A 26,803-nucleotide genomic window follows, 5' to 3' on the forward strand; every position below is an offset into this window, starting at 1 on the left:
AAATTGTAGTACGCCAGGATCAGCGCGCGATGACGCGGATGAATGATCCACGACGCGACGGGAAAATTCTCGTCGCGGTCGCCTTTGCCGGATCGCAATTCGCTCGCTGAGGTCATCGAGGGCTGGTTAACAATCGTTGGGACAGGAAGGGCTTTTTTCGCTCGCGCGGGCTCATGCCGGCGATGCCGCCGCGGCCCCCATATAGGGGAATACGGCCGCAAAACCAATCCTGTCTCTCGATGGCTGCCCTTCCGGATCGAGCCCGAAAAGGCGGCCCGGGATCCGCCTTTTGTGGGCCAGCGGCCGAGCTTACTGGTTGTGGTTCTTCAGGACCTGGTCGCAGGCCTGCGAGATCTTGGCCCGGTTCTCCTTGAGGCAGGCCAGGATGGTGAAATCGCCCTGGTCGATGACCGGACGGCAGAACTTCTGCACATCGCGCGTGCAGGCTTTCTGCTCGGCGTCCGTGCCACGCCCTTGCTGGGCGAACGCCGCCGTGGAAAGGGATGCCGACAGCAGGGTGAGAGCGACGAGAAGCTTACGCATTGTATTCCTTCATTCTGACGGCAGAATCGCACCGATCCCGGACAGCACAGGGCGGACGGCGGGAACGGATTGTCCTGGTGGCGAGTTGCCGCGGAAAGCACGGCATTCGGAGAAGGCACAAGCGCTGGTAAATGCGGCCAAATTGGCGCCGCGCCGACCAAAACAGGCTTTCTCTCGATCTTCCTTGGCAGATGTAAGAGATTGATACTACGTCATAATTCTGGCACGCCGCGTTTTGCTGGGCACCTGTTGCAGAGCTGCATCTGTCGGTCCCGCCTTTTGCGCCGGAAACAAGCCGAAACACGGGAAATCCCGGGGCAGACCATGGCGGGTGCGCCCCGCGATGCCGACCTCTGTGCCGGATAGGCTTTGAACCTGACACGGGCTCGGAACACTAAACCTTCGATGTGGCGAGACGTCCCCGGCTTGAGCGGACGTCGTTCCAAAACGGGATATTTGAGATGAAATTCTTTGGGCGATCTGGACAGGCGATCAAGGCGGCGGGCGTTGGGGCTGCGCTGCTCTTCTCGGTCTCGGCAAGCCACGCTCAGTCGGCCGGACCGTTTGCCGGTTTCGACGGCGCGTGGACGGGTACCGGCACCGTGTCACTGTCCGACGGCTCCACCGAGCGCATCCGTTGCAAGGCGGACTACAAGGTTGCGGGCAGCGGCCTCAACCTGAAGCAGGCCCTGCACTGCGCCAGCGATAGCTACAAGTTCGACCTCACCAGCGACGTGACGAGCCAGGGCGACCGCATCTCCGGCAACTGGAGCGAGGCGAGCCGCAACATCTTCGGCAACCTCCAGGGCACCGCTGGCGGCGGCCAGATCGAGGTGTTCGTCGAGGCCAACGGCTTTGCCGCCAATTTGTCGCTGCGCACCAACGGCACCAAGCAGACGGTGCAGATCAGCTCCAAGGGCGAGATCCGCGGCGTCAGCATCACGATGACGAAGGGCTGATCGCCTTATCCCGCGTCGAAAGGAACACGCCCCCGGTTCTCGCGAGCCGGGGGCTTTTTGCTGACATTGTTGCGGACATGGACCCAATTCGCAGACACCTGCTCAAGGCCGCCGGACTCTTGGCGGCCAGCCGCGCCTTCGCCAATGACCAGAAGGGAACGAGCATGCAGCCTTCGTCGGTAAAGCCGCGTCACGTGCTCTGCTTCCTTGGCAAGGACGAAAGCCTGCTGCATCCGCCGAAGGCGGTGGCCAAGACGATCGCGGATTTCAATTTCGAGATCGACCGCATTTATTCGCAAGCCACACCCGATCCACACATGGAGCGGTCGTTCGGCGTGTGCTGGGACCGCGTCTTTCCGAAAGCCTGGTCTGCCGTGGACGAAGCGGCCGTGGCCAACCACAAAGCGGTGCTCTATTTGCTGAGCCCGCCGCTGGAGCAGCAGAAGGCGGTGGCCTATTCGGCGGCGGCCTTGCGCATCGTCGAGGAGATGATCGAGGCCGGCGCCACCGCCGTGAAGGGCGAAAGCGCAGGCGTCGCCCACGGCCTCGAGCGGTGGCGCAGTCTCGCCGATCAGGCGCGCAAGGGCGCCAGGACCAGCGAGGGCCTCGGCATGACACTTGCCGTCGCCAAGGCGTGCCGTCTTGCGTTCGCCAAGCGCCCGCTCGGCGGCGATCGCTACAACGAAACTGTCGGCTATCACCTCGTCGGCCTGCCGGAGATCTATGTCGCTAAATCGCGCGGCAACGAATGGTCTGCGGTGATGCTCATGGAGGAGATTGCCAACGCCATGGCCGAGCGCGGCATCGAAGCGACGCTGCGCGATCGCAAGCTTGCGCTCTCGCGCGAGCAGGACTACGCCGAGGACGACTTCAAGTTCAATCCGTACGGGATCGTCCGGATCGAGGCCTAGGCTGAAGCCCGCCGGATCAGTCCTTGCGCGCGACGCATTCGCACCGGCATCTGAAATACACCGCATCCGGATCGCGTCCCCAGGCGTCCCAGCCGGCGAGCGCCGCCTGAATCTCGCCGTCGGTGGCGAGCGCCTTGCTCGCGAGCCGYGGCCCGAGGCCGAGAAGGCTCCGCCTGGCATCCGCGACCGCCTCCGCGCGGCTCGCCGCGTCGGCGCTGTGATTGACGTAGCTTGCGCCGGCCCAGACCGGCGTGAACCCGTGCGCGCGAAGGATGGAGCTCTGCCTGCGGCCGAAGCGAAGCGCCTGCGGATCATCGTGCTCGTACCAGCGCTGCCAGAGGTCGAGCGCAAGGCGCACGCCGTCGAGTTCGGGATAAAGAACGTTGCCGCCGACATCGGCGTCACGCGTGCCCACCACCCCACCCGGCTTCAGCACCCGTCGTGCTTCCGCCAGCGCTCTCGTCAGCACCGCTTGGCTCTGGTGGTAGAGCACCGCGTGAAAGAACACCGCGTCGAATGCCTCGTCCTCGAACGGAAGCATGCTGATGTCGGCTTCGACAAAGGCCAGATTGGCCGGGCCCGATTGCGCCGCAAGCCGATTGGCAGCCGCGATCGCATTCGGCTCGATGTCGACGCCGACGGCCTTGCCGACGATCCCCGCAAGGGCGGCCGTGATGGTCCCGGGTCCGCAGCCTGCATCGAGCAGGATCATGTGCGGCGTCAGGAACGGTGCGAAAAAGGCGGCGGAATCGCTGCCGCGCTTCTGCTGAAACTCCACGATGGAGCTGTCGTGCCGCGTCGTCTGCATGGCCATCCCCGGCCGGAACTCCGGCGCAGCTGTCAAGGCTGCGCCGATTCCATGTCCGATGGATGACCCCGATCAGATCGCCGGCTTGTCGGGACCCTGAAGCTTGGCGTGCAGGTTGATCAGCCACATCGCGGTCGGCCGCAGGATGAAGAGGTCGGCGACGAGCGCCATGACCATCGAGAAGGCGCTGAGCCAGCCGAACAGCCGCAGCGACGGCAGGTCGGAGAACACGGTGACGACGAGGCCGCAGGCCAGCACCACCGTGGTCAGGATCAGCGCCGGGCCGACCAGCACCGTTGCGCGCTCGACTGCGAGCGCCGAACCGACACCCGGTCTGCTCTCCAGCCGCAGGCGGTTGAGGAAGTGGATGGTTGCGCTGAGGCCGAGCCCGAACGAGACGGTGAGCGCGACGACGCTGGCGAATTGCAGCCCCTCGCCCATCGCCCACAGCACCGTTCCCGACATCACCACCGGGAAGATGCCCGGCAGGACGCAGGCGAACATCACCACCCAGGAACGGAAGGCGAGGCCGATGAAGATCGCGACCAGCGCGAACTCGACGGTGAGCCCGCGGTTCAGCTTCTCGATCATGCCGGCCGAGTTGCGCGCCGCGATGGCGGCGAGACCGGTGACCGCCACCTCGTAGCCGGGATGCTTCTTGCGGACGGCGTCGAGCTCGGCATCGAGCTTGTCCACGACCGGCAGGAGCTGGCTGGAATCGATGTCGGGCACGCGGCCTGCGACCACGACGGCGTCCTGCTCTGCGTCGATGAAGCGCCGCACCAGATGCTCGGGGATCAGGCTCACATATTCCTTCAGCGTGGCGACGTCGCTGCTGCCCGCCTTTTCCGCCAGCCACCGCCGCAGCGTTTCGACCGACCRGACGTTGCCGACGCCGGCGGCCTTCTCCACGGTCGCGTGGACATCCGCGATGGTTTGCAGCGTCTCCGGCGAATACAGCGTTTCCCCCTTGGGGAACTGGATCAGGACGTTGACCGGGTTGGCGCCGGTCAGCTTGGCGTCGAGCCGGTTGCTGGCGGCGACGGCCTGACGCTTGTCCGGCACCTGATCGGCGAGCCGGTAGCGCGGCTCCAGATTGGCGTAGATCACGCCGAGACCGCCGACGAACAGCAGCGCGATCAGGCTGAACAGGCCGGGCCGGCCCACCATGCGCACCGCGATCCAGTAGCAGAAATTGCGCAGCGCCTGCACACCGGCATCCGCGCTCTGGAACTTGGTCGCAAAGACTTTCTCGTTGCGCACCAGCAGCACGCCGAACACCGGCACCAGCGACAGCACCGCAACCAGCGCGATGATGGTCGCGGCAAGGCCCGCCTCGCCGAACTTGCGGATCAGGTCGGAGTCGGAGAACTGGAGCGCGATGAAGGAAATGCCGGCGGTGCCGTGCGTCAGCACGCAGGCGGGTCCGACCACCAGCACCGCGTTCTTGAACGCGGTGAACTTGTCCTGGCCCGCGATCAGCCGGTCACGCGCAGCGAAGGTGAGCTGCATCGAGTCCGAGAAACTGATGACCATGATGAGCGGCGTCATCACGTTCAGGAACATGTTGAGGTTGAAATTGGCCCAGCCGAGCGCGCCGAGCGCCAGCAGGATCGCGATCATCGGCGGGAACGCCGCCGCCACCATGAAGGAAATCTTTCGGAAGAAGATGATGGCGATGACGCAGCCGGCGAGAATGCCGAGGATGTTGTAGGTGAGGCCGTCGCGCTCGACCGCGTTGCGGATCTCGAGCTGCATCACCGGCACGCCGGAGAGCTGCACGTTGAGGCCGGTATCGCCGAGATCCTCCTTCATCAGCGCGCGGATGTCGCCGACGGTCTTGGTGAGCTTGCTGGAGGCAACCACCTGCGGATCGAGCGACAGCACGATCAGCGCCAGCGTGCCGTCCTCCGACAGCAGCTTGCCACGGATGATCTCGTTGGCTTTGACGGTTTCGATGAACTTGTCATAGGCCGCGCCCTCAGGCAGCTCGGAGGGGAACAGCGCAGCCGGCAGCTTGCCCGGCGCCGGCGCCTGGCGCGCGGAGAACAGCGAGACCAGTCCGCGGGTGCCTTCGACCAGTTGCATGTCGGTGACGAAGTCGCGCAGCTTCTCGAGATTGTTCCGCGCCAGGAGGTTCTTGCCCTCGACCACGACCAGGACGTCGAATTCCTCCGCCGGGAACTTCTTCGTCACCTCTTCGTACTGGTGGAATTCGCGGGAATTGGAGCGGAACAGCTGCGACAGCGAATCGTCGATCTTGATCCGGTAGATGCCGAACACGGCGCCGACGATCAGCACGAGCAGGACGACGCAGGAGACGATCGGCGCCCGGACGGCGATCAGCCCGATGCGCTCCAGCCCGAAGGCGATAGAGGACGCAGGCCCCTGCTCGACCTTGTCGACATGAACCTCACTCTCGCTGTGCTTTTCGAGCATGCCTTGTCCAGTTCCTAAATCGGCTCGGTCTGTGAGCTTATTGCGCCCCGCGAACGGCTTGAAAACGCCATGCCAATGGGAGGCTTGCCCTTTGAAAAAGCGCGGGAAATCGCCGCGACGGGTTTAGCAGGTCCAAACGCCCTCTCGCAAGCGCGCGAAAGCGCACAAATTGGATCAACATGCGGCGATTTCGACCCTTGATATCGGTCATTCCGGCCGGATCGTCCCGATTCGAGCCGGGGGATCGCCGCTCTCGTCCTTGAGCGCCACGCCGGTGACCTCCCGCGCCAGCCCCTCGCGGACCAGCCAGGCGATCTTGAAGGCGGCCTCGTCATAGCTCAACCCGGCGTGGTGGATGTTCGACACGCAGTTGCGCTCGGCATCGGTGCGGCCCGGCTTCGGCGCGAAGGTCAGATAGGCCCCGAGACTGTCGGGCGCGGACAGGCCCGGCCGCTCGCCGATCAGCATCAGGATCATGCGCGCACCGAGAATGGCGCCGATCTCGTCGCCGAGCGCGACGCGCGCGCCTGAGGCGACGACCACATGGCCGATCGCGACAGCCTCCTCGGCCGCGAGCCGGGGCAGCAGGCTTTTCAGCAGCGGGGCTGCATGGGCATGCACGGCGGCCGCCGACAGGCCGTCGCCGATCACGAGCGCGAGCTGGCACGGCTCGCTGGCACCTCGTGCCAGGGCTTCGGCCGAACCGGCATCGAGCTGCCGCCCGAGATCCGGCCGTCGCAGATAATCCCTGCGATCGGCCGCCCGGCTCCTTGCCTCGCTGACCGCAAGGCCGAGCTCGCCGAGCCCGGCGACCAGAAGCTGTGCATCGAAGCCGGCATGCACGGCATCACGGGCGCGGGCGTGGTCCAGCGTGAAATCGAGCAGCGGTTTGGTCGGCAGGCTCGCGCCGCTGCGCCCGAGCGCGACGCGCGCGGGCGTGAACGACCGCAGGTCGAGGGTCGGACGAACCGGAACGGGCTTGTCACTCATTCGGCGGGAACGGCGGCCTCGCGCAGCCGCAGCGAATAGTTCGACGCGTTCTGCTTGCCGCTGGAGGCCGCGCGCGCAAAGGTGATGAGATGATGCGCGATCAGGGTGCAGCCGATCAGGCCTTCGAGGTCGCCTCGCCGGATCCGTCCCAGCGCGAACTTCCAGAATACGCGCCTGTAGTCGCCGAGCACGCCGACCTTCCAGAAGATGTTTCTCAGCATGATCAGGCCGCGCCTGATGTTGGGCCAGGTCTTCATCTCATCCGGCACCGGCATCTTGAGGCGGTGCACATAAACCTCGTCGCATTGATACTGGAATCGCGCGTAGACCTTCTCGGGCTCGTAAGCCACGCCCATGGCGTGCTTCCAGGATGCGACGACCTCGTCATAGGGCAACAGGAAGTCGACGTTGGAATCGCGGCCGTCGTCTTCGATCAGGCGCCCCTCGCGCTCCAGACGGTCCCACAGCGGYGTTTTCGGCAGCGCCTGGAGCAGGTTGATGGTGAGTAGCGGAATCCGCGACTCCTCGACGAAGGCGAGCAGCGCCTCGGAGGTGTTCGGCTTGTCGGTGTCGAGCCCCATGATGATGCCGGACACCACCTCCATGCCGTAGGAATTGATGGTGCGCACGCCCTCCAGGATCGGGACCATCATGTTGTGGTCCTTGTGCATCGCCTTCAACGCGTCGGGATCCGGCGTCTCGATGCCGCAGAAGATGGTGATGAAATAGGCCTCGCGCATCTTCTCCAGGATCTCGGGGCGCTTGGCGATGTTGAGCGTCGCTTCGCAGGCGAGCCGCACCACATAGCCGGTCCGCTTCTGCCATTCGATCAGATGCGGCAACAGGTCCATCGCCGCCTTGCGGTTGCCGATGAAATTGTCGTCGACGAAATAGACCGTGTCGGTCATGCCGCATTCGCGCAGGCGGTCGAGCTCGGCGATGATCTGCTCCGGCGACTTGAGRCGCGGGTTGCGGCCGTAGAGGCCGGGGATGTCGCAGAACTCGCACTGATAGGGGCAGCCGCTGGAATACTGGATGCTGCCGAGCATGTATTTTTTCACGTCGGCAAGCTCATAGGCCGGGATCGGAAACTCCGTCATCGGAATTCGATCCTTGGTGGCCAGCACCACCTGCCGTTCGGGACGCGCGGTGTCGCGCGCCAAAATCTCGATCAGCTGGTTGGTGGCGTCACCGAGCTCGCCGACATGGAGATAATCGAAGGACGGATAATAGTCCGGACAGGCGCTGACCGAGGGGCCGCCGAGCGCGACCGGCAGATCGAATTCATGCGCGCGGCGGCAGATGTCGTTCATCTGCTGGCGCTGGATGTGCATGCCGCTGACGAAGACCGCTTCCGCCCACGCGAACTCCTCCTCCGTCGCGCGGCGGAGGTTCTCGTCGACGAACTTGACCTGCCATTCCTTGGGCAGATAAGCCGCGAGCAGCAAAAGCCCCTGCGGCGGCATGAAGGCGCGGACGCCGTCGGTCAGGGGATAGGAGTGCTCGAATGTGCCAAAGGACGAGGTGTAGCGCGGGAAGACGCAGAGAATATGCCGGATCGTTCCGTTGCTTTCAGCGCGCATCGAACTTCCCCCAACCACGTTCTATGAACGGCATTAACGAGGCCACCAGATACATAACGTAACGCTGGGACCGAAATTCCTCAATATTGTGGCACCGCACTAATTCGTAAGACGCGCCAATGGTTTCCCCGGTTCATGCCGGCGGGTGGAAGTTTTTCGCGGGCTTTTCCGCCGCCCGCCTCACGCGATCAGCCGCGAGGCAAAATCGGGCAGCAGGCCTKCATCGCCGGCAAGGCGGAAATCGGCGCCGGCAAGTCCGGTTTGCGCCAGCCAGTCGTCGAATTCCGGCGCGCGGCGCAGGCCGAAGACGTCTCGGGCATAGAGCGCGTCGTGAAACGAGGTCGACTGGTAGTTCAGCATGACGTCGTCGGCGCCCGGCACCCCCATGATGAAGGTGACGCCGGCGGCAGCCAGCAGCGTCAGCAGATTGTCCATGTCGTCCTGGTCCGCCTCGGCATGGTTGGTGTAGCAGATGTCGATCCCGAGCGGCAGACCGAGCAGCTTGCCGCAAAAATGGTCCTCGAGCCCGGCCCGGATGATCTCCTTGCCGTCGTAGAGATATTCCGGCCCGATGAAGCCGACCACGCTGTTGACCAAGAGCGGCTGATAGGCGCGGGCGACCGCATAGGCGCGCGCCTCGCAGGTCTGCTGGTCGACGCCGTGGTGGGCATTGGCCGACAGCGCCGAGCCCTGGCCGGTCTCGAAATACATCACGTTCTGCCCGACCGTGCCGCGCCTGAGCGACAATCCGGCCTCCTGTCCCTCCTTGAGCAAGGCGAGGTCGATGCCAAAACTGCGGTTGGCGGCCTCGGTGCCTGCGACCGACTGGAAGACGAGGTCGACCGGCACGCCCTGCCCGATCAGCGCCAGCGTCGTCGTGACATGGGTCAGCACGCAAGCTTGGGTCGGAATCTTCAGCCGCGCAATGATCTCGTCGAGCAGCCGCAGCAATTGCGCGATCACGGCCGGATCGTCGCTCGCCGGATTGATGCCGATRCAGGCATCGCCGGCCCCGAGCAGGAGGCCGTCGAGGATCGAGGCCGTGATGCCCTTGGCGTCATCGAACGGATGGTTCGGCTGGAGCCGCGTGCTCATCCGCCCCTTCAGCCCGATGGTGTTGCGGAAGGCGGTTGTCACCTGGCATTTCCGCGCCACCAGGATCAGGTCCTGGTTGCGCATCAGTTTCGAGACCGCGGCCGCCATTTCCGGCGTTATGCCGGGCGACAATTGTCGCAAGACCTCGGGCGTGGCGGCGTCCGACAGCAGCCAGTCGCGGAAGCCGCCGACGGTGAGGGTTGCCACTGGCGCGAAGGCCCTGGCGTCGTGGCTGTCGATGACGAGACGGGTGACCTCGTCGGCCTCGTAGGGGATGACGGCTTCCTGCAAAAATTGCCCGAGCGGGACGTCGGCGAGCGCCATCCGCGCCGCGATCATCTGCTCGGCGCTGGCGGCAGCAATTCCGGCCAGCCGGTCGCCGGAGCGCGGCGGCGTCGCCTTGGCGAGGAGGTCGCGCAGGTCGGGGAACGTGTAGGTCGTGGCGTCGATGCTGTGGCGGTAGACCAAAGCCCCCTCCTCGGTTCGTCGGCCATTGGCCGACTCCAAATCGATCCTGAAGGCGGTCCCGGCCTCAGGGAATACGCGCTTGGCGGCCGCCGTGCACGCCGATGTTTGCAGCACTCCGCCCGATCCCCGGCGCTGATCTGCCGGAAACCGATAGGATCGCACCAAACAACTGAAATACATCGTATTTCCGTCGGCCGACAGTATCCGGCCCGAGCTCCCGCGTTAACGCCGCATCCATCTTCGTTCTGCATAATTTTGCATAGATTTTGACACGACCGCGCTCACCGGCCGCTCCAGGCCATCCGGGCCCCTGAACATCATGACAATTGACCGATCTGGGAATGCCGCTGGCCTCGCCGGCCGCTTTACGCTTGCGACCAAGCTCTACGCGATCTTCGCGCTGTTCGCGCTTCTCACGGCGGCGATCGCGATGCTGTCCGACTACAACAGCCGCCGCAGCGCCGACCTGACCGCCGCGATCGAGACGGCGAACGCGGCCGCGCTCAACGTCGAGCGCGTCAACTCGCTGGTCTACGCGGTGGTGATGGAATCGCGCGGCGTCTACATGTCGACCGAGCCCGCGGTGGTGAAGAAATACGGCGAGGGCCTGCTCAAGTTCAATGCGCAGATTCTCGACGTCGTGAAGCGTTGGGAGACCATCGTCAGGGACGACGATGCCGAGCAGTTCGCCACCTTCAAGAAGCGCATCGAGCAGTTCGTCGAGTTTCGCAAGGAGCTGGTGCGCCGCGGCGTCGAGATCAATGCGGCCGCGGGCCGCGAATGGGGCGACAACGACGCCAACCGCGCCGTGCGCTCGGCGCTGAACAAGGATCTCGAGGCGCTCTCCAAGGTCTATGCCGAGCGCGCCAGGCAGATCGCCCAGCAGACCGAGACCAACCGCACCCTGTCCTTCGTGCTGACGTGCCTCGGCGGCCTGGCGCTGGCGCTGGTCGTGATCGGCATCGTCATCATCGCCCGCTCGATCGCCCGTCCCCTCTCGGCCATCACCGCGGCGATCAAGCAGGTTGCCGACGGCGCCGAGAACGTCGAGGTGCCGCACAGCCGCCGCGCCGACGAGATCGGCGCGCTCGCCCGCGCGATCCAGATCTTCCAGGACGCGATGGGGCGCAATCGCAACCTCGCCTCGCAGGTCTCGCAGGACTCCGCCGCGCGCGAGCAGCGCGCCCGGCACATCGAACAATCCGTCGAGGCGTTTCGCGAGGCGATCGGCGCGGTGATGCGCGGCCTCACCGACAACGCCTCCACCATGCGCGAGACCGCGCAGACCATCACGCGCGTCACCGCGGACGCGAACAGCCGCGCCGGCACGGCGGCAAACGCCACCGAGCAGGCCTCCCACAACGTCACGGCGGTGGCGGGCGCGGCCGAGGAGCTGTCGGCGTCGGTGGTGGAGATCGGCCGGCAGGTGCGGCAGAGCGCCAGCGCGGTCGAGCAGACCGGCCACCGCACCGAGAAATCGATCGCCGAGATCGAGAGCCTTGCGGCTGCCACCCAACGCATCGACGGCGTGCTCAACCTGATCCAGGCCATCGCCGAGCAGACCAATCTGCTCGCGCTCAACGCCACCATCGAAGCCGCGCGCGCCGGCGATGCCGGCCGCGGCTTCGCCGTCGTCGCACACGAAGTGAAGGCGCTCGCGGGGCAGACTGCGAAAGCGACCGCCGAGATCGGCGAGAATGTCGGCCTGATCCAGGCGTCCACCCGCAACGCGGTCGACGCCGTGCGCGAGATCGGCGGCGCGGTGCGCGAGATCAACGATGTCACCTCGGCGATCGCCGGCGCCATCGGCCAGCAGGACGCCGCCACCCGCGAGATCTCGTCCAACGCGCAATCGGCTGCCCAGGGCAACGAGACCCTGGTCGCCAACATCACCTCGCTGCGCGACGCCATCGGCGAGACCGACACGGCGGCAGCCTCCGTGCTGACGGCGGCGAGCAGCCTGACGGCAACGGCGGAGACGCTGTCGCGCGAGGTGGAGAAGTTCTTCCAAAACCTGCGGTCGGACAGCCGCACCGCCAGGGCGGGATGACGGCGCGCCTGTCGCCGCGAGCCCGGCGGCGGACCCGCTCCGACAAAAAAACGCGCAAACAACCCCATGCACAGTAGCCGGGGGTAGCGATATCAACGGCTTAGCCGCCGACGGCGAAGTTCTTCTGATTTTACGAAATCAATTTGACGCGTCGGGCAAAACACCGGCATGATGTCATCATCCAGCCGATCGCACCGGGGGCTCCCGGCGGTGACATCCACATCCTCGATACGGAGCGCGTCGGCCCGGCAACGACACGCGCCATACCCGACCTCTTGCCGCCTAGAGCGGATGAGCCAGCTCCCACGCGTGGCCGGCGGGATCCAGGAACGCCGCGGTCCGACGACCCCATGGCCGGTCGATCGGTCCGTTCAGGATCGGCACTTGCCGCTCGGCAAGCTTCGCGCAACAGGCATCGACGTCGTCGACCAACACGGTCAACAGGAGCCGCGGAGGCGCCCCCGGAGCCCCAACCGGATGCGGCGTGATGAGCTCCGGTGCGGCGCRCTCGTCGAGAAGATTGATCATCAGGTTCCGCAGCTTCAGCACCGCCGAGGTCTCGTCCTCGTAGATGAAATTGCCGCTGAATACAGCCTCGTAGAAGGCTTTAGCGCCGGCCAGGTCCGGCACGAAGAGCGTTATGCATTCAACGTTGTCGATCGCTGTCATTCGAAGGATTGCCTCCAGATCACACGCCAGCGATCGCCCGATCCGATCGCGCCTTCGCCGACGTGCCCAGGACGGGTGGCGTATCCCGAAGGATACGTGCCCTCACGCCCGGCTCGCGGCATCCGCCTCCGCGCCCCGGCCCTGACGTATCCTAAGTCGATCGGCGCTCGTCAATAGACCATCGAACCGCGACGAGGGGAGCATCTCGACGGCGTCCGCGGGCGGTCCGGGCAGGCCCAATGGGCCGAGGCTTCCGACCCACTCTCGCGCCAGAGATGTTTGGGTGCGGCCCCAGGGCACTACAACACCAGCTACCCCATCACCCCGCCCCGCTTGATCAGCTCCTTGCCGACCGCGGCCAGATGCACCTGATCAGGCCCATCGCCGATGCGGATGAAGCGGGCGTAGACATAGGCACGGGCGAGGAAGGTGTCCTGCGAGACGCCGGCGGCGCCGTGGATCTGGATGGCGCGGTCGATCACGCGAGCGGCCATGCTGGGCACCACGATCTTGGCCGCCGCGATCAGGTCGCGCGCGGCCTTGTTGCCTTCGCGGTCCATCCTGTCGGCGGCTTGCAGTGTCAAGAGCCGCGCCTGCGCGATCTCGCAGAAGGAGTGCGCGATGTCCTCGCGCACCGAGCCCTGCTCGGCCAGCGGCTTGCCGAAGGCTGTGCGGGAGACCGACCGCTGGCACATCAATTCGAGCGCGCGCTGGGCGCAGCCGATCAGCCGCATGCAATGGTGGATGCGGCCGGGCCCGAGCCGCCCTTGCGCGATCTCGAAGCCGCGGCCCTCGCCGAGCAGGATGTTCTCGGCCGGGACGCGGACATTGTCATAGACGATCTCGGGATGGCCGACCGGCGCGTCGTCATAGCCGTAGGTGAGCATGTCGCGCACGATGCGCACGCCGGGCGTATTCTTCGGCACCAGGACCATGGATTGCTGGCGATGGCGGTCGGGATGGTCGGGCGCGGTCTTGCCCATCACGATCAGGATCTCACAATCCTCGTTCATCGCGCCTGACGTGAACCATTTGCGGCCGTTGATGACGTAGCTGTCGCCGTCGCGCTTGATCTCGCACTGGATGTTGGTGGCATCGCTCGAGGCGACCTGCGGCTCCGTCATCGAGAAGCCGGAGCGGATGCGCCCCTCCAGGAGCGGCTTTAGCCACCCCTCCTGCTGCGCCATCGTGCCGTAATTCACCAGCACCTCCATGTTGCCGACATCAGGGGCCGAGCAATTGAAGATTTCGGGCGCCCAGAGGATGCGGCCCATGATCTCCTTCACCGGAGCGTATTCGAGGTTGGTCAATCCGGGTCCGTGCTCGCCGGAGAGAAACAGGTTCCAGAGCCCCTGCTCGCGCGCCAGCCGCTTCAGGTCCTGGAGCACTTGCGGCGTCCGGTAGCGCGCGGCTTCCGGCTTGACCTGCTCGTAATAGAGCTCCTCGACCGGCTCGACATGCGTCCGCATGAACTGGCGGACGCGCTCCTGGAGCTCCAGCGAACGTGCGGAGTGTTGAAAGTCCATTGGGGTCTCCTGTTCGCTGAGTATCGTAGGGTGGGCAAAGCGAAGCGTGCCCACCGCTTCTGTTTCAATGTTGGATCGGTGGTGGGCACGGCGCAAGTGCGCCTTTGCCCACCCTACGATTCCGAACTCGCGGAGAGATACCCCTCACCCGGCTGCGCTTCGCGCATCCACCCTCTCCCGCAAGGGGAGAGGGTGCACCGTCTCTGCGGCCGCACCTCACGTCCCGCGCAGCAGCTCGCTCGCTACGATCCAGTCGTTGCCGTCGAACTGGAGCATATAGCCGTCCTTGATGGGGCGGAAATCCTGCGGCGTGGTGTTGAGCGTGATGCCGGGCATCAGCAGCGACAGCGGCACGTTCTTCAGGTTGGCCGCCTGCGCCATGATGTTCTCGCGCGTCAGATTGTCCTTGCACTGCTTCAGCACGACCACCAGCGCCTCGGCGACGGTGTAGCCGTAGAGGCCGGCGACGTTGTTGATGTCGGCATTGGGCAGGCGCTTCTTCATGAAGTCGATATAGGCCGTCATCGCCGGATCGTCCTTCGGCTGTTCGACGAACGGCTTGAGCGAGCCGAGCGACAGCACGCCCTTGCCGGCATCGAGGCCGGCCGGCACCATCACGGTGGCCTTGTTGGCGCAGCCGCTGGCGATGAAGCGCTGCGGCTGCCAGCCGACCTCGTGCGCCTTCCGGACCGCCTGCGCGCAAGCGCGCGGCGTCACCGAATAGATCAGGAAGACATCGGCCTTGGTGTTGGCGAGCGTCAACACCTGGGAATCGACGGTCGGATCGGCAACCTCGAAGCTCGAGGCCATCGCGATCGCCTTGTCGGCGTCGGCGCCGAGCGCCTCCCTCACACCGCGCAGATATTCCTTGCCGGCGTCGTCGTTCTGATAGAGCACCGCAAAGCGCGCATTGGGGTTCTTGGCACGGGCATAGGCGACGTCGATCGCGGCCTCGCTGGTGTAGTTGGGCGCCCAGGGCAGCGCCATCGACCACGGCATGTTGGCGGGATCGTTCCACTTCGAGGCTGAGCTGATCAGAAAGAGCTGCGGCACCTTGTTGCTGTTGAGATATTTCGCGATCGCCGAGCTCGGCGCCGTGCCCATGGTCGCGAAGATGAAGGCGACGCCGTCGCTCTCGACCAGCCGCCGCGCCGCCTCCATGGTCTTGGGCGGCGAGAACGCATCGTCCAGCGAGATCAGATTGAGCTTGCGGCCGTTGACGCCGCCCTTGTCGTTGACCTCGTCGAAATAGGCCGCGATGACCTTGCCGGTGATGCTGAGCGGCGAAGCCGGCCCGCTATAGGGCATGGTGTTGCCGATCTTGATCTCGGTGTCGCTGACGCCGGGACCGTAGGATTTTTGCGCAAGGACAGGCGTGGACAGGCAGGCGGCGGCAAGCGCCGCAGCCAGGGCCAGAGCGGCTTTCATGGTTTCTCCCCGGTGATTTGTCGTCCGCGCGAGGCGAGCGCGGCGCGCTGCTTTTTGTCAGCGCGCCAGATCAGCGGAGTTCCGCAACACGGTCTTGCGTCGAGTTGCTGGTTACTGGCGCCGCCGCAGGCTGAAGCCCAGGCTGACCCAGCCCGCGCCCGCCATGATCAGGTCGATGCCGAGGAACAGGCCGAGGATGTAGACGCTGTTGACCGGCCAGCGCGCCAGGATCAGCAGCCCAAGCAGCAGCGTGATCACGGCCGAGAGCGCCACCCAGACCCACGGGCTTTCGCGCTTCATGCTGAAGGCGAGGAACAGCCGGACCGCGCCGGAGGCGAGCAGCGAGGCGCCGAGGAACAGGGTCAGCAAAGCTGCAGCAAACAGCGGATTCTCGAAGGTCAGGAAGCCCGCGACGACGTAGAGCACGCCGAGCAGAGCCCAGATCAGGAACTTGCCCCAGCTCTTCATCTGGAACGCCCCGATGATTTCGGTGACCCCGGCCACGATCATCATCGCGCCGACCACGATCACGCTCGCCACCGTCGCCATCACCATGCTGCCGAGCGCGACGAAGCCGGCGACGAGATAGACGACACCGAGAGCGACGATCCATCCCCATTTGGGATGCAGCGCGGCGATGCCCGAACCGAGGCCGGACTGGTGCGAGGTATCCGAAGCGGTTGTCATGACGGTTACTCCTGCATGCGAAGCCCGGAGACACTCGCCAGAATAGCACGCGCCGCGCCGGGACAACAGCCAGCAGAGCAGCCCTCACCGGCAGCAACATTGACGCAAATCAAGATCGAATGCGGCGCTTCAGGCGCGGGACCGCTCCATCTCGAGCTCGGCCCTGAGACTGTCCAGATCGCGGTAAATTGAAGCGACCGCCAGCAGGCGGCCGGCCTTGCGGTACTTCAGCAGGCAGTCCCGGCCGGCAATGCTGCCGTCGATCGTGATGTCGTCAAAGCTCTCGGCATGGCCGACATAGTTGATCGGCACGTCGTAATGCTGCGACCAGAAGAACGGCACGGCGTCGAAGCGCTCGCGCTTGCCAAGCATGTTGCGCGCCGCGGTCTGGCCTTGCCGCTCCGCCACCACCCAGTGCTCGACGCGGATGGTGTGCCGCGAATGCGGATCGGGCCAGCGCGCGATGTCGCCGGCCGCAAAGATGCCGGCGATACTGGTTTCGAGATATTCGCTCACGCTGACACCGCGATCCGCCGCAAGCCCCGCCTTCTCGGCCAGCGCAAGGCGCGGCTTGACGCCGATGCCGACCACGACGAGGTCGGCATCGATGACGCCGCCGCTCTTCAGCGTCGCGCGCGTACCGTCGAGCCTCTCCACAGTGTCCCCGAGGTGGAAGTTGACGCCATTCTCTTCATGGAGCGCGCGCACGAAATCGCCCATCTCCGGTCCGAGCACGCGCTGCATCGGCCGCTCCTCCGGAGCGACCACATGGACCTCCAGCTTGCGTGCCCGCAACGAGGCCGCGACTTCGAGGCCGATGAAGCTGGCGCCGATCACCAGCACGCGCTTCGCGCTGCCTGTGGCCTTGATGATGGCACGGCTGTCGGCGACAGACCGCAAGGTGTGGACATGCGGCTGGTCCGCGCCCGGAATCTGCAATTTGACCGGCTCGGCGCCGGTCGCGAGCAGCAGCCGGTCGAACGGCAGTTTGTCGCCATTGCCCAGCGTGACGCTGCGAGTCTTCGCATCGATCGCGGAGACATTCGTGTTCAGCCTGAGATCGATGCCGGCGTCCTGATAATAATCCTCGCCCCGCAGCGGCAGCCAGTCCTCCGGCGCGTTGCCGGCGAGATAGTCCTTGGAGAGGTTCGGCCGGTCGACCGGCATCGCGCCGTCACTGCTGAGCATGGTGATGGCGCCGGCAAAGCCCTCGCGCCGGAGCGTCTCGGCGGCCGCGAATCCGGCTGCGCCGCCGCCGACGATGACGAATTTTTCCGGTGTCGGCGCGGTGCGGTGAGGCGCCGAAGGTTTCGGCACTTCACGCTTGCGCTGAACCCAAATCCTGTCCCGATCCCGCGTCACCTCCCAGACTGCCAGCGCGTTCAGCGCCGGCGGACGGGTGGCCTCGCCGGTGCGCAAGGAGAAGCAGGCATGATGCCAGGGGCAGCGGATGGTGTCGTCGACCACCAGGCCTTCGGCGAGCGGGCCGTGATAATGGCTGCAGGTGGGCTCGATCGCAAAGACCTCGTTGCCGGCCTGCACCAGCAGGACATCCTCCTTGCCGACATGGCCAAGCAGCTTGCCGTCCTTGAACTCGGTCAGCGGCACGCCTTTGGTCAGGTCGAGCCCGCTCGGCTTGCTGTCCTCGCTCATGGTCATCTCCTTCGCAGCTCTCGCTCAGCTCAGGATTCGGACGGCGTTGTCGGCGAAAAGTTCCTCGCTGCGCCAAAATCAGGTCATCCGGCCGCCTTGCGGACCTCGAGCACGGCCTGCGCCCATTCGGAGGGCCGCTCCTGCGGCAGATTGTGGCCGGCGCCTGCGAACACGCGCCGCTCGAAAAAGCCCTCGAACTTGCGCGCATGATGCGCGGTGCCGGGATTGACGCCGTCGCTGTCGCCATCGATCGCGATCGTCGGCACGCGGATCGGCGGCTGCGCCGCAAGCTTGGCCTCGATCCCGGCATAGGCGGGATCGCCCGCGACCAGCGCGTAGCGGTGACGGTAGGAATGGATCACGACATCGACGAAATCGGGGTTGTCGAACGACGCCGCGCTTGTCTCGAACGTCGCGTCGTCGAATGCCCATTTCGGCGACCACATCGCCCAGAGCTGGCGGGCAAAGCCACGCCGGTTGCGCTCCAGCGCGCGGCGGCCGCGTTCGTTGTGGAAGAGATATTGATACCAGAGCGCGGCCTCCTCCGGCGGCGAGGCCGGCTCCATGGCGCGGGCGATGTTCTGGATATTGTAGGAATTGCCGGAGACGAGCCCGATCACGCGCTCAGGATGCAGCGCCGACACCACGCAGGCCGCGCGCCCGCCCCAGTCGTAACCGCCGACGACCGCGCGTTCGATACGAAGCGCATCCATGAAGGCCAACAGATCGGCCCCCAGCGCCGCCTGCTCGCCCGACCGCAGCGTCTGCGCGGAGCGAAACCGCGTCGGCCCGTAGCCGCGCAGCCACGGCACCAGCACCCGCGCGCCTGCTTGCGCGATGATCGGCGCGGCTTCGGCATAGGCGTTCACGTCGTAGGGGAAGCCGTGGCCCATGATGCAGGGCCAGCCGTCAGGCGTGCCGTATTCGAGATAGGCGATGTCGAGGATTTCGGTGGTGATGATTTTTTGTTGCACGATTTGCTCACCGATTTGCGAGGTCGTAGTTGCGACTTCGTAGCCCGGATGGAGCGCAGCGCAATCCGGGGACACCTGCATCCGCGAAACCCGGATTTCGCTTCGCTCCATCCGGGCTACAGGAGGGCTATTTCTGCGGCCCGGACAGCGAGATATCGCGTTCGGCACGGAACACGTTGCTGTAGAGGTTGGCGATCCATTGCCGGCCGATCTCGGTCTTGTTGAGATAGCCGATCTCGGTCTGGATGTGCGGTGCGACGCTGTTCCAATAGAATTGCGGATAGCGGTTCACGATGTCGGCGGGCGAGTCGTAGCCGAGCTGTCGGTTCATGCCGACCTCCTCGAACTCGTAATAGAGCGCGTTGGCCTTGCGCAAATAATTGGGATCGCCGAGCTGCCCGATGAAGTCGGCGGCGCGCAGGATCGAGGCCTCGTCGTCATAGTCCTGCCCCTCGCGGGCCGGGAACCGGGTGCCCTCGATGGCGCGGGCGATGCGTTCCGGGTCCAGCCCCGGGATATGCTGCAACCGCCGCATGACATAGAGCTTCGAACGGTCGACATGATACATCATCAGGCTGGCATCCGAGGCGCCGCGGGGCAATGAAACCTTGGTGCCCGCCGCGTCGATCACGAAGCCGTCATTGTCATCCTCCTCGAACAGGCCCCGGACATAACCGATGTCGTGGGCGAGGCACGCGATCAGGATGTGGACGTAATCCGCGGCCTCGAGGTGGGTATGGAGATATCGGCCACTGAGGATGGAATGGCCGGCCAACGTCACCAGCATCGTGTGCTCGACATTGTGGTAGAGCGCATCACTATTGCCAATGCACTCCATCGCGGTGCGCGTCGCGCTCTCGACGATGTTCGCGGGAGAATCGCCGTACCTGCGACGCATGAACGAGCCCAGCACTTTCTCCAGGGATTCAGCCGCCAGTCTCGGTAACGTCATCATGGATGCAGCCCCGCTCGTCGGTGGTGTCCCACGCCAACTCCCGACGTCTCATTCGTGCCCTCGACGCGACGGCCAGCATAGCCCATCTTGGGCCAAGTGACCAAACGCCGGGACGAATTTACGGAAATATGTTGCTGTTGTGCTCTGCGACATCACCGTTGCAGCCGGGGCGCGACGCACCTGGCGGCAGCGGGCGCCGGGCGGGCAAGACTGCTTTTATTCCACCAGCAGCACGTCCACAGCGACGCCAAGCTTCTGCTTCGGTGAGCCGACGATGATGCCGTCGACCGGCGAGACGTCGGAGAAATCGCGGCCGACCGCGAGCACGATGTGGTCGTTGGCGACCAGCAGATCGTTGGTCGGATCGAAATCGACCCAGCCGAGCTCCGCTCCGCACCACAGCGACACCCAGGCGTGGGTGGCGTCGGCGCCTTGCAGGCGCGCCTGGCCCGGCGGCGGGACGGTGCGCAGGTAACCGCTGACATAGGCCGCGGGCAGACCCAGCCCGCGAAGCCCTGCGATCATCACATGGGCGAAATCCTGGCAGACGCCGTGGCGCTTGTCGAAGACTTCGTCGAGCGGCGTCGAGATCACCGTCGCCTTGGGATCGTAGCGAAACCCGGTGCGGATCCGGTGCATCAGGTCGACCGCGCCGGCGAGGATGCCCGCGCCGGGCGCAAAGCTCAAAGCCGCATAGGCGCTGACGGGACGCAGCACCGGCACCAGCGGGCTCGCAAAGACATAGCCGACCGGCGAGGACGGCCCGAGACTCGTCGCCTCGAAAGCGAGGTCGCGGATGCTTTCCCAGGCCGGGCTCGAAGCTTCGCGCGCGGGCGGCTGGCGCGACACCGACACGCGCGAGCGCGAGTCGATCCGCAAGGTTCGATGCGCAGCCTCGATCACCACGCTCTCGGTCAGCGTGCCGAAGAAATCGCGCCGGACATTGCGTTCGGCAGGGCGCGGCCGGATCTCGACATTGTGCGAGATCAGCTGCTGGCCGCCGCCGCTCTTCGGCTCCAGCCGCAACGTGCAGCGCGCGAAGCTGACCGCGCTCTCGTACTCATAGGTGGTGACGTGGCGGATGTCGTAGATCACGCCAGCCCCGTCAGCTTTTCCGGGCGGCTGGCATTGGGACCATGCGGGAAATAGTGCAGCCCGATCGCCTCGGCGAGACTGAGCAGATCCTGCTCCAGCGCGAACAAGGTCTTGACCTCGAGCTTCTCGGCTTCCGCTGTCGCCAGCATCGCCTGCACCGCAACCGCGAGCCGCTGCGGACGCTCGATCAGGCCGTGTTCCTTCAGGCTCGGCAGCGCCGCGATGTGCTCGTTCAGCGTCGCCACCTGGAAGGCCACCGAACGCGGATTGTAGCTGTCGAGCACGGCGAGGTCGCGCACCGGCGCGAGCAGCGGCGCCAGCAGATAGCGCGAGCGGTAGGTGATCTGGGAATCCACCAGCGTCAGCAGGATATCGAGATCCTCGTCGCCGGCCTCGTCATAGGCAAACTGTCGGGCAAAACGCGCCGTGTTGATGGCGCGCTCGGCGCGGCGGCCGATATCGAGGAAGCGCCAGCCGGCGGCGCGGTTCATGTTCTCCTGCGCGAGGCCCGCAAAGCTCGCAAGCTCCTGCAAGGTCAGCTCGGCGGCGCTCAGCACGCTGTCGTCGTCCTCGACCTCCCAGGCCAGCCGCTCGGCCATCTCGGTAATGACTTGCCAGGCATCAGGCGACAGCCGCTCGCGCAACGAGGTCGCGGTGCGCTGTGCCGCGCGCACCAGCGACAAGGCCGAGCCGTAACGCTCCGCGCTCTGCAATGCCTCGGCGGCGATGCGCCCGGGTGCCGCGCGCGAGGCTTGCGAAATCGCGCCCCAGGCCACCATCAGGCGCTGGATCCGTTCGATCGACTGCATCGTGGCGGAGGTGCCCTTGTTGGGCCCGCTCGGCGAGCCCAACGCACGCACCAGCCGCAGCGTCGCCTCGGCGCGTTCGAGATAGCGGCCGAGCCAGAACAGATTGTCGGCGGCCCGGCTCGGCAGCACGCCCGCGATGCGGCGAATCCGCACCTTGTCGGTCGCCGGCAGCAGCGTCGCCGTCGAGACCTGCTTCTCGGAGACCACCCAGACGTCGGCGGCACGCGCGCCGTCGCCCATCGACACCGCGCGCGCATCCGCCTGTTCGGCGATCCGGCAGAATCCGCCGGGCATGATGGTCCAGCCGTCGGCCGTCGCGGCCGCGAACACGCGCAGCACGAAGGGGCGCGGCGTGAGCTGCCCCTGCTCCCACACCGGCATGGTCGAGAGCCGCACCACCTCCTGGCCGACATAGTCCATGCCGCGCGTATTGATGGATTCGATCAGGCGCTGGCGCTCCTTTGCATCGAGCTCGCTTGCAAGCACCGGGCCGTCGCTGTCGAAGCCGGGAACGCCGCGCCGATAGGCGCCGCCGATCGCGACCTCGTCGAGACGCGACAGCACCTCGTCGCGCGCGATGCGCTGGCCGCACCACCAGGTCGCGATGTGCGGCATCTTCAGCTCCTCGCCGAGCAGGCGGCGGCTCAGCGCCGGCAGGAAGCCGAGCAGCGCGCGGGCCTCCAGCACGCCGGAGCCCGGCATGTTGGCGACGACGACGCCATCCTTGCGCAGCACGTCGATCAGGCCGGGCACGCCCAGCCGCGAGGAGGCGTCGAGCTCGAGCGGATCGAGCGAATTGGAATCGACCCGGCGCAGCAGCACGTCGAGCCGCTTCAGGCCGGCGACGGTGCGGATGTGGACGCGGTTGTCGCTGACGGCGAGATCCTCGCCCTCGACCAGCAGGAAGCCGAGATAGCGCGCGAGCGTTGCATGCTCGAAATAGGTCTCGCTGAAGCTGCCGGGCGTGAGCACCCCGATACGGGGCTCGTCGCGATCGGCGCTGGCGCGAAGGCTATCCCGAAACGCCTCGAAGAACGGGGCGACGCGCGGCACCTTCATCGACTTGTAGAGATCGGAGAAGGCGCGCGAGAGCACCAGGCGGTTTTCCAGCGCATAGCCCGCGCCGGACGGCGCCTGCGTGCGGTCGCCGAGCACCCACCAGCGGCCGTCGGGCCCGCGGCCGACATCGGCGGCGTAGATCGAGAGGTAGCGCCCGCCCGGCGGCGGAACGCCGCAGACGGGGCGGAGATATTCGGCACTGCCGGCGATCGCGGCGGCCGGAAGCGCGCCTTCGGCGACGAGCCGTCCCTCGCCATAGATGTCGCGTAGCACCATCTCGAGCAGCTCGGCGCGCTGCTTGATGCCGGCGGTGAGCTGCTGCCAGTCGGCCTCGTCGATCAGCAGCGGCAGATGGCTGAGCGGCCAGATCCGGTCGGCGCTGTCGCCGGGCGCGCGGTAGGTGACGCCGGCCTCGCGCAGATGGCGGTCGGCCATGGCGAAGCGCCGCTCGATCTCGTCGGGCGCGAGCGCCCCGAAGGCATCGAAGAAGCGGCTCCAGACCGCGCGCGGGGCGCCGTCGGGGCCGAGGAACTCGTCGGGAATGCCGGGCAGACGGCTATAGTCGCGGACCCATTGCGCGATGCGACGCTGGCCTTCGCGCTGGCTTTGCGCCTTGCCCGCCTTGTCGTCCTCTTCGGCTGCGCCCTCGCCCATGCGCCTCTCCTTGCCCCGCCCGCATACTCATTGCAGGAGCGGGGTTCGCAAGTCGAGAGTCAGCGGAAACTCATTTGTGCGTTCCTCCGGCGGCGGCCGGATCGGACCCGGCGTGTGGCCGTGGTCCTGGAAACGCGCCAGCCGCCGCGCCTCGGCCTCGTAGGTGTTGACGGGCTTGGTGTCGTAGCTGCGGCCGCCGGGATGGGCGACGTGATAGACGCAGCCGCCGAGCGAGCGGCCGTTCCAGGTGTCGATCAGGTCGAAGGTCAGAGGCGCATGGACCGGAATGGTCGGGTGCAGGCCGGAGGCCGGCTGCCAGGCCTTGAAACGGACGCCGGCCACGGCTTCCCCCGAGCGGCCGGTCGAGGTCATCGGCAGGCGGCGGCCGTTGCAGGTCACGATGTGGCGGCCCTCGACGAAGCCCTCGGCCTTCACCTGAAGCCGCTCGACCGAGCTGTCGACATAGCGCACCGTGCCGCCGGCCGAGCCCTCCTCGCCGAGCACGTGCCAGGGCTCCAGCGCCTGACGCAATTCCAGCGTCACGCCGCCATGATGGACGCGGCCGAAGGCGGGGAAGCGGAATTCGAGCTGGGCCAGATACCATTCCGGCTCGAACGGATAGCCGGACTGCTTCAGCTCGGAGAGCACGTCCAGAAAGTCTTCCCAGATGAAATGCGGCAGCATGTAGCGGTCATGCAGCGCCGTGCCCCAGCGCACGAACTTGCCTTGTTGCGGCTCGCGCCAGAATTTTGCGATCAGCGCGCGGATCAGGAGTTGCTGCGCCAGCGACATGCGCGGATCGGGCGGCATTTCGAGCGCGCGGAATTCGACGAGGCCGAGCCGGCCCGTGGTGCCGTCCGGCGAATAGAGCTTGTCGATGCAGATCTCGGCGCGGTGGGTGTTGCCGGTGATGTCGACGAGCAGATGCCGGAACAGCCGGTCGACCAGCCACAACGGCGCCTGGTAACCCGGCGGCGGCACGTGCGAGAGCGCGATCTCGAGCTCGTAGATGCTGTCGTGGCGCGCTTCGTCGATCCGCGGCGCCTGGCTGGTCGGGCCGATGAAGAGCCCGGAGAAGAAATAGGACAGCGACGGATGGCGCTGCCAGTACAGCACCAGGCTCTTCAACAGATCGGGGCGGCGCAGGAACGGCGAATCCTGTGGGCTTGAGCCGCCGACCACGACGTGATTGCCGCCGCCGGTGCCGGTGTGGCGGCCGTCGACCAGGAAGCGGTTGGCGCCGAGGCGTGTCTTGCCGGCGTCCTCATAGAGCCCGACCGTGATGTCGACCGCCTCGCGCCAATTCTTGGCCGGCTGGACGTTGACCTCGATCACGCCGGGATCKGGCGTCACCTTGATGACCTCCACGCGCGGATCGAACGGCGGCGGATAGCCTTCGATATGCACCTGGAGCTGCATCTCCTCGGCGGTGGCTTCGAGCGTTGCGACCAGTTCGAGATAATCCTCGATCTTCTCGACCGGCGGCATGAAGGCGCAGAGCACGCCGTCGCGGACTTCGACCGACATTGCGGTGCGGACCGGGACGGACGTGTTGAGTTGCTCGGGCGCGGCCCGTGGCGGCGCTTCCGGACGCGCCGGGAGGCTGAACACCGGCAGCTTGCCGCGCGCCTCCATCGGGTCGCGTTCGACGATGTAGGGATATTGGTTCGGTGGAACGTAGCCGAGCGAGTCGAGCGGCAGGCGCAGGCCGAGCGGCGAATCGCCCGGCATCAGGAACAGATGATTGCGACGGAGTTGCCAGCGCTCGCTGCGCCAGCGCGGCGGCGCGTTCCAGCGCTGCACCGGCAGCACGAAGCCGCGCGGGTTGTTGAGGCCCTGCTCGAACACCCGCGCGATGCGCGCGCGGGCCTCAGGATCGGACAATTTGGAGTCGGACGGATCGACGTTGACGGGAAGCTCGGCTTCCTTCCGAAGCCAAAGCGCGGTGTCCTCATAGGCCGGCATGATGTAGCCGGGATCGAGCCCGAGCCGCAACGCCGCGCCTTCCACGAACGCCTTGGCGTCCTGGGTCTGCGCTGGCCGCGGATTTTCGATGCTGGCGATGAGATCGGCATTCTTCCAGATCGGCACGCCGTCCTTGCGCCAATACAGGCCGAAGGCCCAGCGCGGCAGGCTCTCGCCGGGATACCATTTGCCCTGGCCGTAATGCAGCAACCCGCCGGGCGCGAAGCGCGTGCGCAGGCGGCGGATCAGATCGTCCGCGAGCGCGCGCTTGGTCGGACCGACGGCCTCGGTGTTCCACTCCGCCGCTTCGAGATCATCGACCGAGACGAAGGTCGGCTCGCCGCCCATGGTGAGCCGGACATCCTGCGCGGCGAGATCGCCGTCGACCTGCTCGCCGAGATCGTTGAGCCGTATCCAGGATTCATCGGAGAACGGCTTTGTGATGCGCGGCGCCTCACGGATGCGCCGGACGCTCATGTCGAAAGCGAATTCGACTTCGGCAAAACCGGCGCCGCCGGAGATTGGTGCTGCCGAACGATAATGCGGTGTCGCGGCGACCGGGATGTGCCCCTCGCCTGCCAGCATGCCCGAGGTCGCGTCGAAGCCGATCCAGCCTGCGCCGGGCAGATAGACCTCGGCCCAGGCGTGCAGATCGGTGAAGTCGTTCTCGACCTCCGGCGGCCCCTCGATCGGATCGATGTCGGGACGGACCTGGATCAGATAGCCTGAGACGAAACGGGCCGCCAACCCAAGATGACGGAAGGTCTGGATCAGCAGCCACGCGGAGTCGCGGCACGAGCCGGCGGCGGAGGTGAGCGTCTCCTCCGGCGTCTGCACGCCAGGCTCCATGCGGATGACGTAGCTGATCCGCTTCTGGAGCTCCCTGTTGAGATCGACCAGGAAGTTGACGGTGTTCGGGGCTTCGTGCGGGATCGTGTCGAGATATTTCGCGAACAGGCGATCGGGCTTGATGGTCTCGAGATAAGGCGCGAGCTCCGTCTTCAGGTCCTTGGGGTATTCGAATGGAAAGCTGTCGGCATAGGGCTCGACGAAGAAGTCGAACGGATTGACCACGGTCATCTGCGCGGTGAAGTCGACCTCGATCTTCAGCTCGGTGGTCTTCTCCGGAAAGACGTAGCGCGCCAGCCAGTTGCCTTGCGGATCCTGCTGCCAGTTCACGAAGTGATTGGACGGGGTGACCTTGAGCGAATAGCTCAGGATCGGCGTGCGCGTATGCGGCGCCGGCCGCAGACGGATCGTCTGCGGGCCAAGATCGATCGGACGGTCGTATTTGTAGTGCGTGACGTGGTGTAACGCGACGTAGATCGACACGGATGCGGTGCTCCAGCAGCTTTTTTGAGCAGAACACCTGACGTCATCGCGATCAAGCATTAACAACGGGCAGAGAGTGCCTAGGAAGTATCCGCCGTAGCCCTCCCGTAGCCCGGATGGAGCGAAGCGTAATCCGGGGTTCTTCACCCKC

General features: G+C 65.9%; 19 protein-coding genes and 1 pseudogene. 3 read left to right on the plus strand and 17 right to left on the minus strand.

Annotated elements, in window-relative coordinates; translation table 11 throughout:
- Both ACXJL8_RS03690 and ACXJL8_RS03695 read right to left on the minus strand, forming a co-directional pair.
- Nucleotides 1–116: pseudogene (locus ACXJL8_RS03690) on the minus strand (squalene synthase HpnC); the annotation flags it as partial.
- 193 nt (nt 117–309) lie between these two features.
- On the minus strand, nt 310–543 hold the full coding sequence (locus tag ACXJL8_RS03695) for a hypothetical protein (protein ID WP_008553259.1): 234 nt from the start codon (nt 541–543) through the stop codon (nt 310–312).
- A 461-nt stretch (nt 544–1,004) separates the two neighbouring features.
- Here ACXJL8_RS03695 and ACXJL8_RS03700 point away from each other — a divergent pair, with 461 nt between their 5' ends.
- Together ACXJL8_RS03700 and ACXJL8_RS03705 are read left to right on the plus strand one after the other, a co-directional pair.
- Entirely contained in the window at nt 1,005–1,502 is a 498-nt protein-coding gene (locus ACXJL8_RS03700) for a hypothetical protein (protein WP_456619175.1), read from the plus strand.
- Between the two features lie 77 nt (nt 1,503–1,579).
- Nucleotides 1,580–2,413 (plus strand): hypothetical protein, encoded by an 834-nt coding sequence (locus ACXJL8_RS03705; RefSeq protein ID WP_456619176.1) that lies wholly within the window; start codon nt 1,580–1,582, stop codon nt 2,411–2,413.
- Between the two features lie 16 nt (nt 2,414–2,429).
- Here ACXJL8_RS03705 and ACXJL8_RS03710 read toward each other — a convergent pair whose 3' ends face one another.
- The 5 genes from ACXJL8_RS03710 to ACXJL8_RS03730 form a co-directional block, all read right to left on the minus strand.
- Nucleotides 2,430–3,227 (minus strand): class I SAM-dependent methyltransferase, encoded by a 798-nt coding sequence (locus ACXJL8_RS03710; protein WP_456619177.1) that lies wholly within the window; start codon nt 3,225–3,227, stop codon nt 2,430–2,432.
- Nucleotides 3,228–3,293: 66 nt separating this feature from the next.
- Entirely contained in the window at nt 3,294–5,660 is a 2,367-nt protein-coding gene (locus tag ACXJL8_RS03715) for an efflux RND transporter permease subunit (RefSeq protein WP_456684640.1), read from the minus strand.
- A gap of 207 nt (nt 5,661–5,867) precedes the next feature.
- Nucleotides 5,868–6,650, minus strand: coding sequence for an ethanolamine ammonia-lyase subunit EutC (gene eutC / locus ACXJL8_RS03720; protein WP_456619179.1), 783 nt, complete (start codon nt 6,648–6,650; stop codon nt 5,868–5,870).
- Nucleotides 6,647–8,233, minus strand: a complete 1,587-nt coding sequence (locus ACXJL8_RS03725) for a B12-binding domain-containing radical SAM protein (protein WP_456619180.1) — start codon at nt 8,231–8,233, stop codon at nt 6,647–6,649. Before ACXJL8_RS03725 ends, eutC begins: the two co-directional genes overlap by 4 nt.
- 180 nt (nt 8,234–8,413) lie before the next feature.
- Complete coding sequence (locus ACXJL8_RS03730) at nt 8,414–9,796, minus strand: ethanolamine ammonia-lyase subunit EutB (RefSeq protein WP_456684641.1); 1,383 nt, start codon at nt 9,794–9,796, stop codon at nt 8,414–8,416.
- 319 nt (nt 9,797–10,115) lie between these two features.
- Between ACXJL8_RS03730 and ACXJL8_RS03735 the strand changes: the two genes are divergently transcribed.
- The gene (locus ACXJL8_RS03735) at nt 10,116–11,846 is read left to right on the plus strand and encodes a methyl-accepting chemotaxis protein (RefSeq protein ID WP_456619182.1); all 1,731 of its coding nucleotides are present in this window, start codon (nt 10,116–10,118) and stop codon (nt 11,844–11,846) included.
- Nucleotides 11,847–12,128: 282 nt separating this feature from the next.
- Here ACXJL8_RS03735 and ACXJL8_RS03740 read toward each other — a convergent pair whose 3' ends face one another.
- From ACXJL8_RS03740 to ACXJL8_RS03785, 10 genes are all read right to left on the minus strand, one after another.
- Nucleotides 12,129–12,515: a VOC family protein gene (locus ACXJL8_RS03740; RefSeq protein WP_456684642.1), complete on the minus strand. Its 387-nt coding sequence runs from the start codon at nt 12,513–12,515 to the stop codon at nt 12,129–12,131.
- Nucleotides 12,516–12,826: 311 nt separating this feature from the next.
- A complete protein-coding gene (locus tag ACXJL8_RS03745) occupies nt 12,827–14,041 on the minus strand; it encodes an acyl-CoA dehydrogenase family protein (protein ID WP_456619184.1) in 1,215 nt (404 codons plus the stop codon).
- Nucleotides 14,042–14,257: 216 nt separating this feature from the next.
- Nucleotides 14,258–15,469, minus strand: a complete 1,212-nt coding sequence (locus ACXJL8_RS03750; RefSeq protein ID WP_456619185.1) for an ABC transporter substrate-binding protein — start codon at nt 15,467–15,469, stop codon at nt 14,258–14,260.
- 111 nt (nt 15,470–15,580) lie between these two features.
- Entirely contained in the window at nt 15,581–16,156 is a 576-nt protein-coding gene (locus tag ACXJL8_RS03755; protein ID WP_456619186.1) for an HdeD family acid-resistance protein, read from the minus strand.
- Nucleotides 16,157–16,285: 129 nt separating this feature from the next.
- Nucleotides 16,286–17,809 carry an FAD-dependent oxidoreductase gene (locus tag ACXJL8_RS03760; protein WP_456619187.1) on the minus strand — a complete coding sequence of 508 codons (1,524 nt, stop codon included), beginning with the start codon at nt 17,807–17,809 and terminating at the stop codon, nt 16,286–16,288.
- An 83-nt stretch (nt 17,810–17,892) separates the two neighbouring features.
- A complete protein-coding gene (locus tag ACXJL8_RS03765; RefSeq protein ID WP_456619188.1) occupies nt 17,893–18,783 on the minus strand; it encodes an alpha/beta fold hydrolase in 891 nt (296 codons plus the stop codon).
- Nucleotides 18,784–18,910: 127 nt separating this feature from the next.
- Entirely contained in the window at nt 18,911–19,738 is an 828-nt protein-coding gene (locus ACXJL8_RS03770) for a metal-dependent phosphohydrolase (protein WP_456619189.1), read from the minus strand.
- A gap of 216 nt (nt 19,739–19,954) precedes the next feature.
- Nucleotides 19,955–20,833, minus strand: coding sequence for a transglutaminase family protein (locus ACXJL8_RS03775; protein WP_456619190.1), 879 nt, complete (start codon nt 20,831–20,833; stop codon nt 19,955–19,957).
- Nucleotides 20,830–23,355: a circularly permuted type 2 ATP-grasp protein gene (locus tag ACXJL8_RS03780; protein WP_456619191.1), complete on the minus strand. Its 2,526-nt coding sequence runs from the start codon at nt 23,353–23,355 to the stop codon at nt 20,830–20,832. The genes ACXJL8_RS03775 and ACXJL8_RS03780 overlap by 4 nt, the downstream gene beginning before the upstream one ends.
- Before the next feature lie 27 nt (nt 23,356–23,382).
- A complete protein-coding gene (locus ACXJL8_RS03785) occupies nt 23,383–26,652 on the minus strand; it encodes a transglutaminase family protein (RefSeq protein WP_456619192.1) in 3,270 nt (1,089 codons plus the stop codon).
- Between the last annotated feature and the right edge of the window lie 151 nt (nt 26,653–26,803).

It is taken from the genome of Bradyrhizobium sp. P5_C11_2 (genome assembly GCF_054049755.1).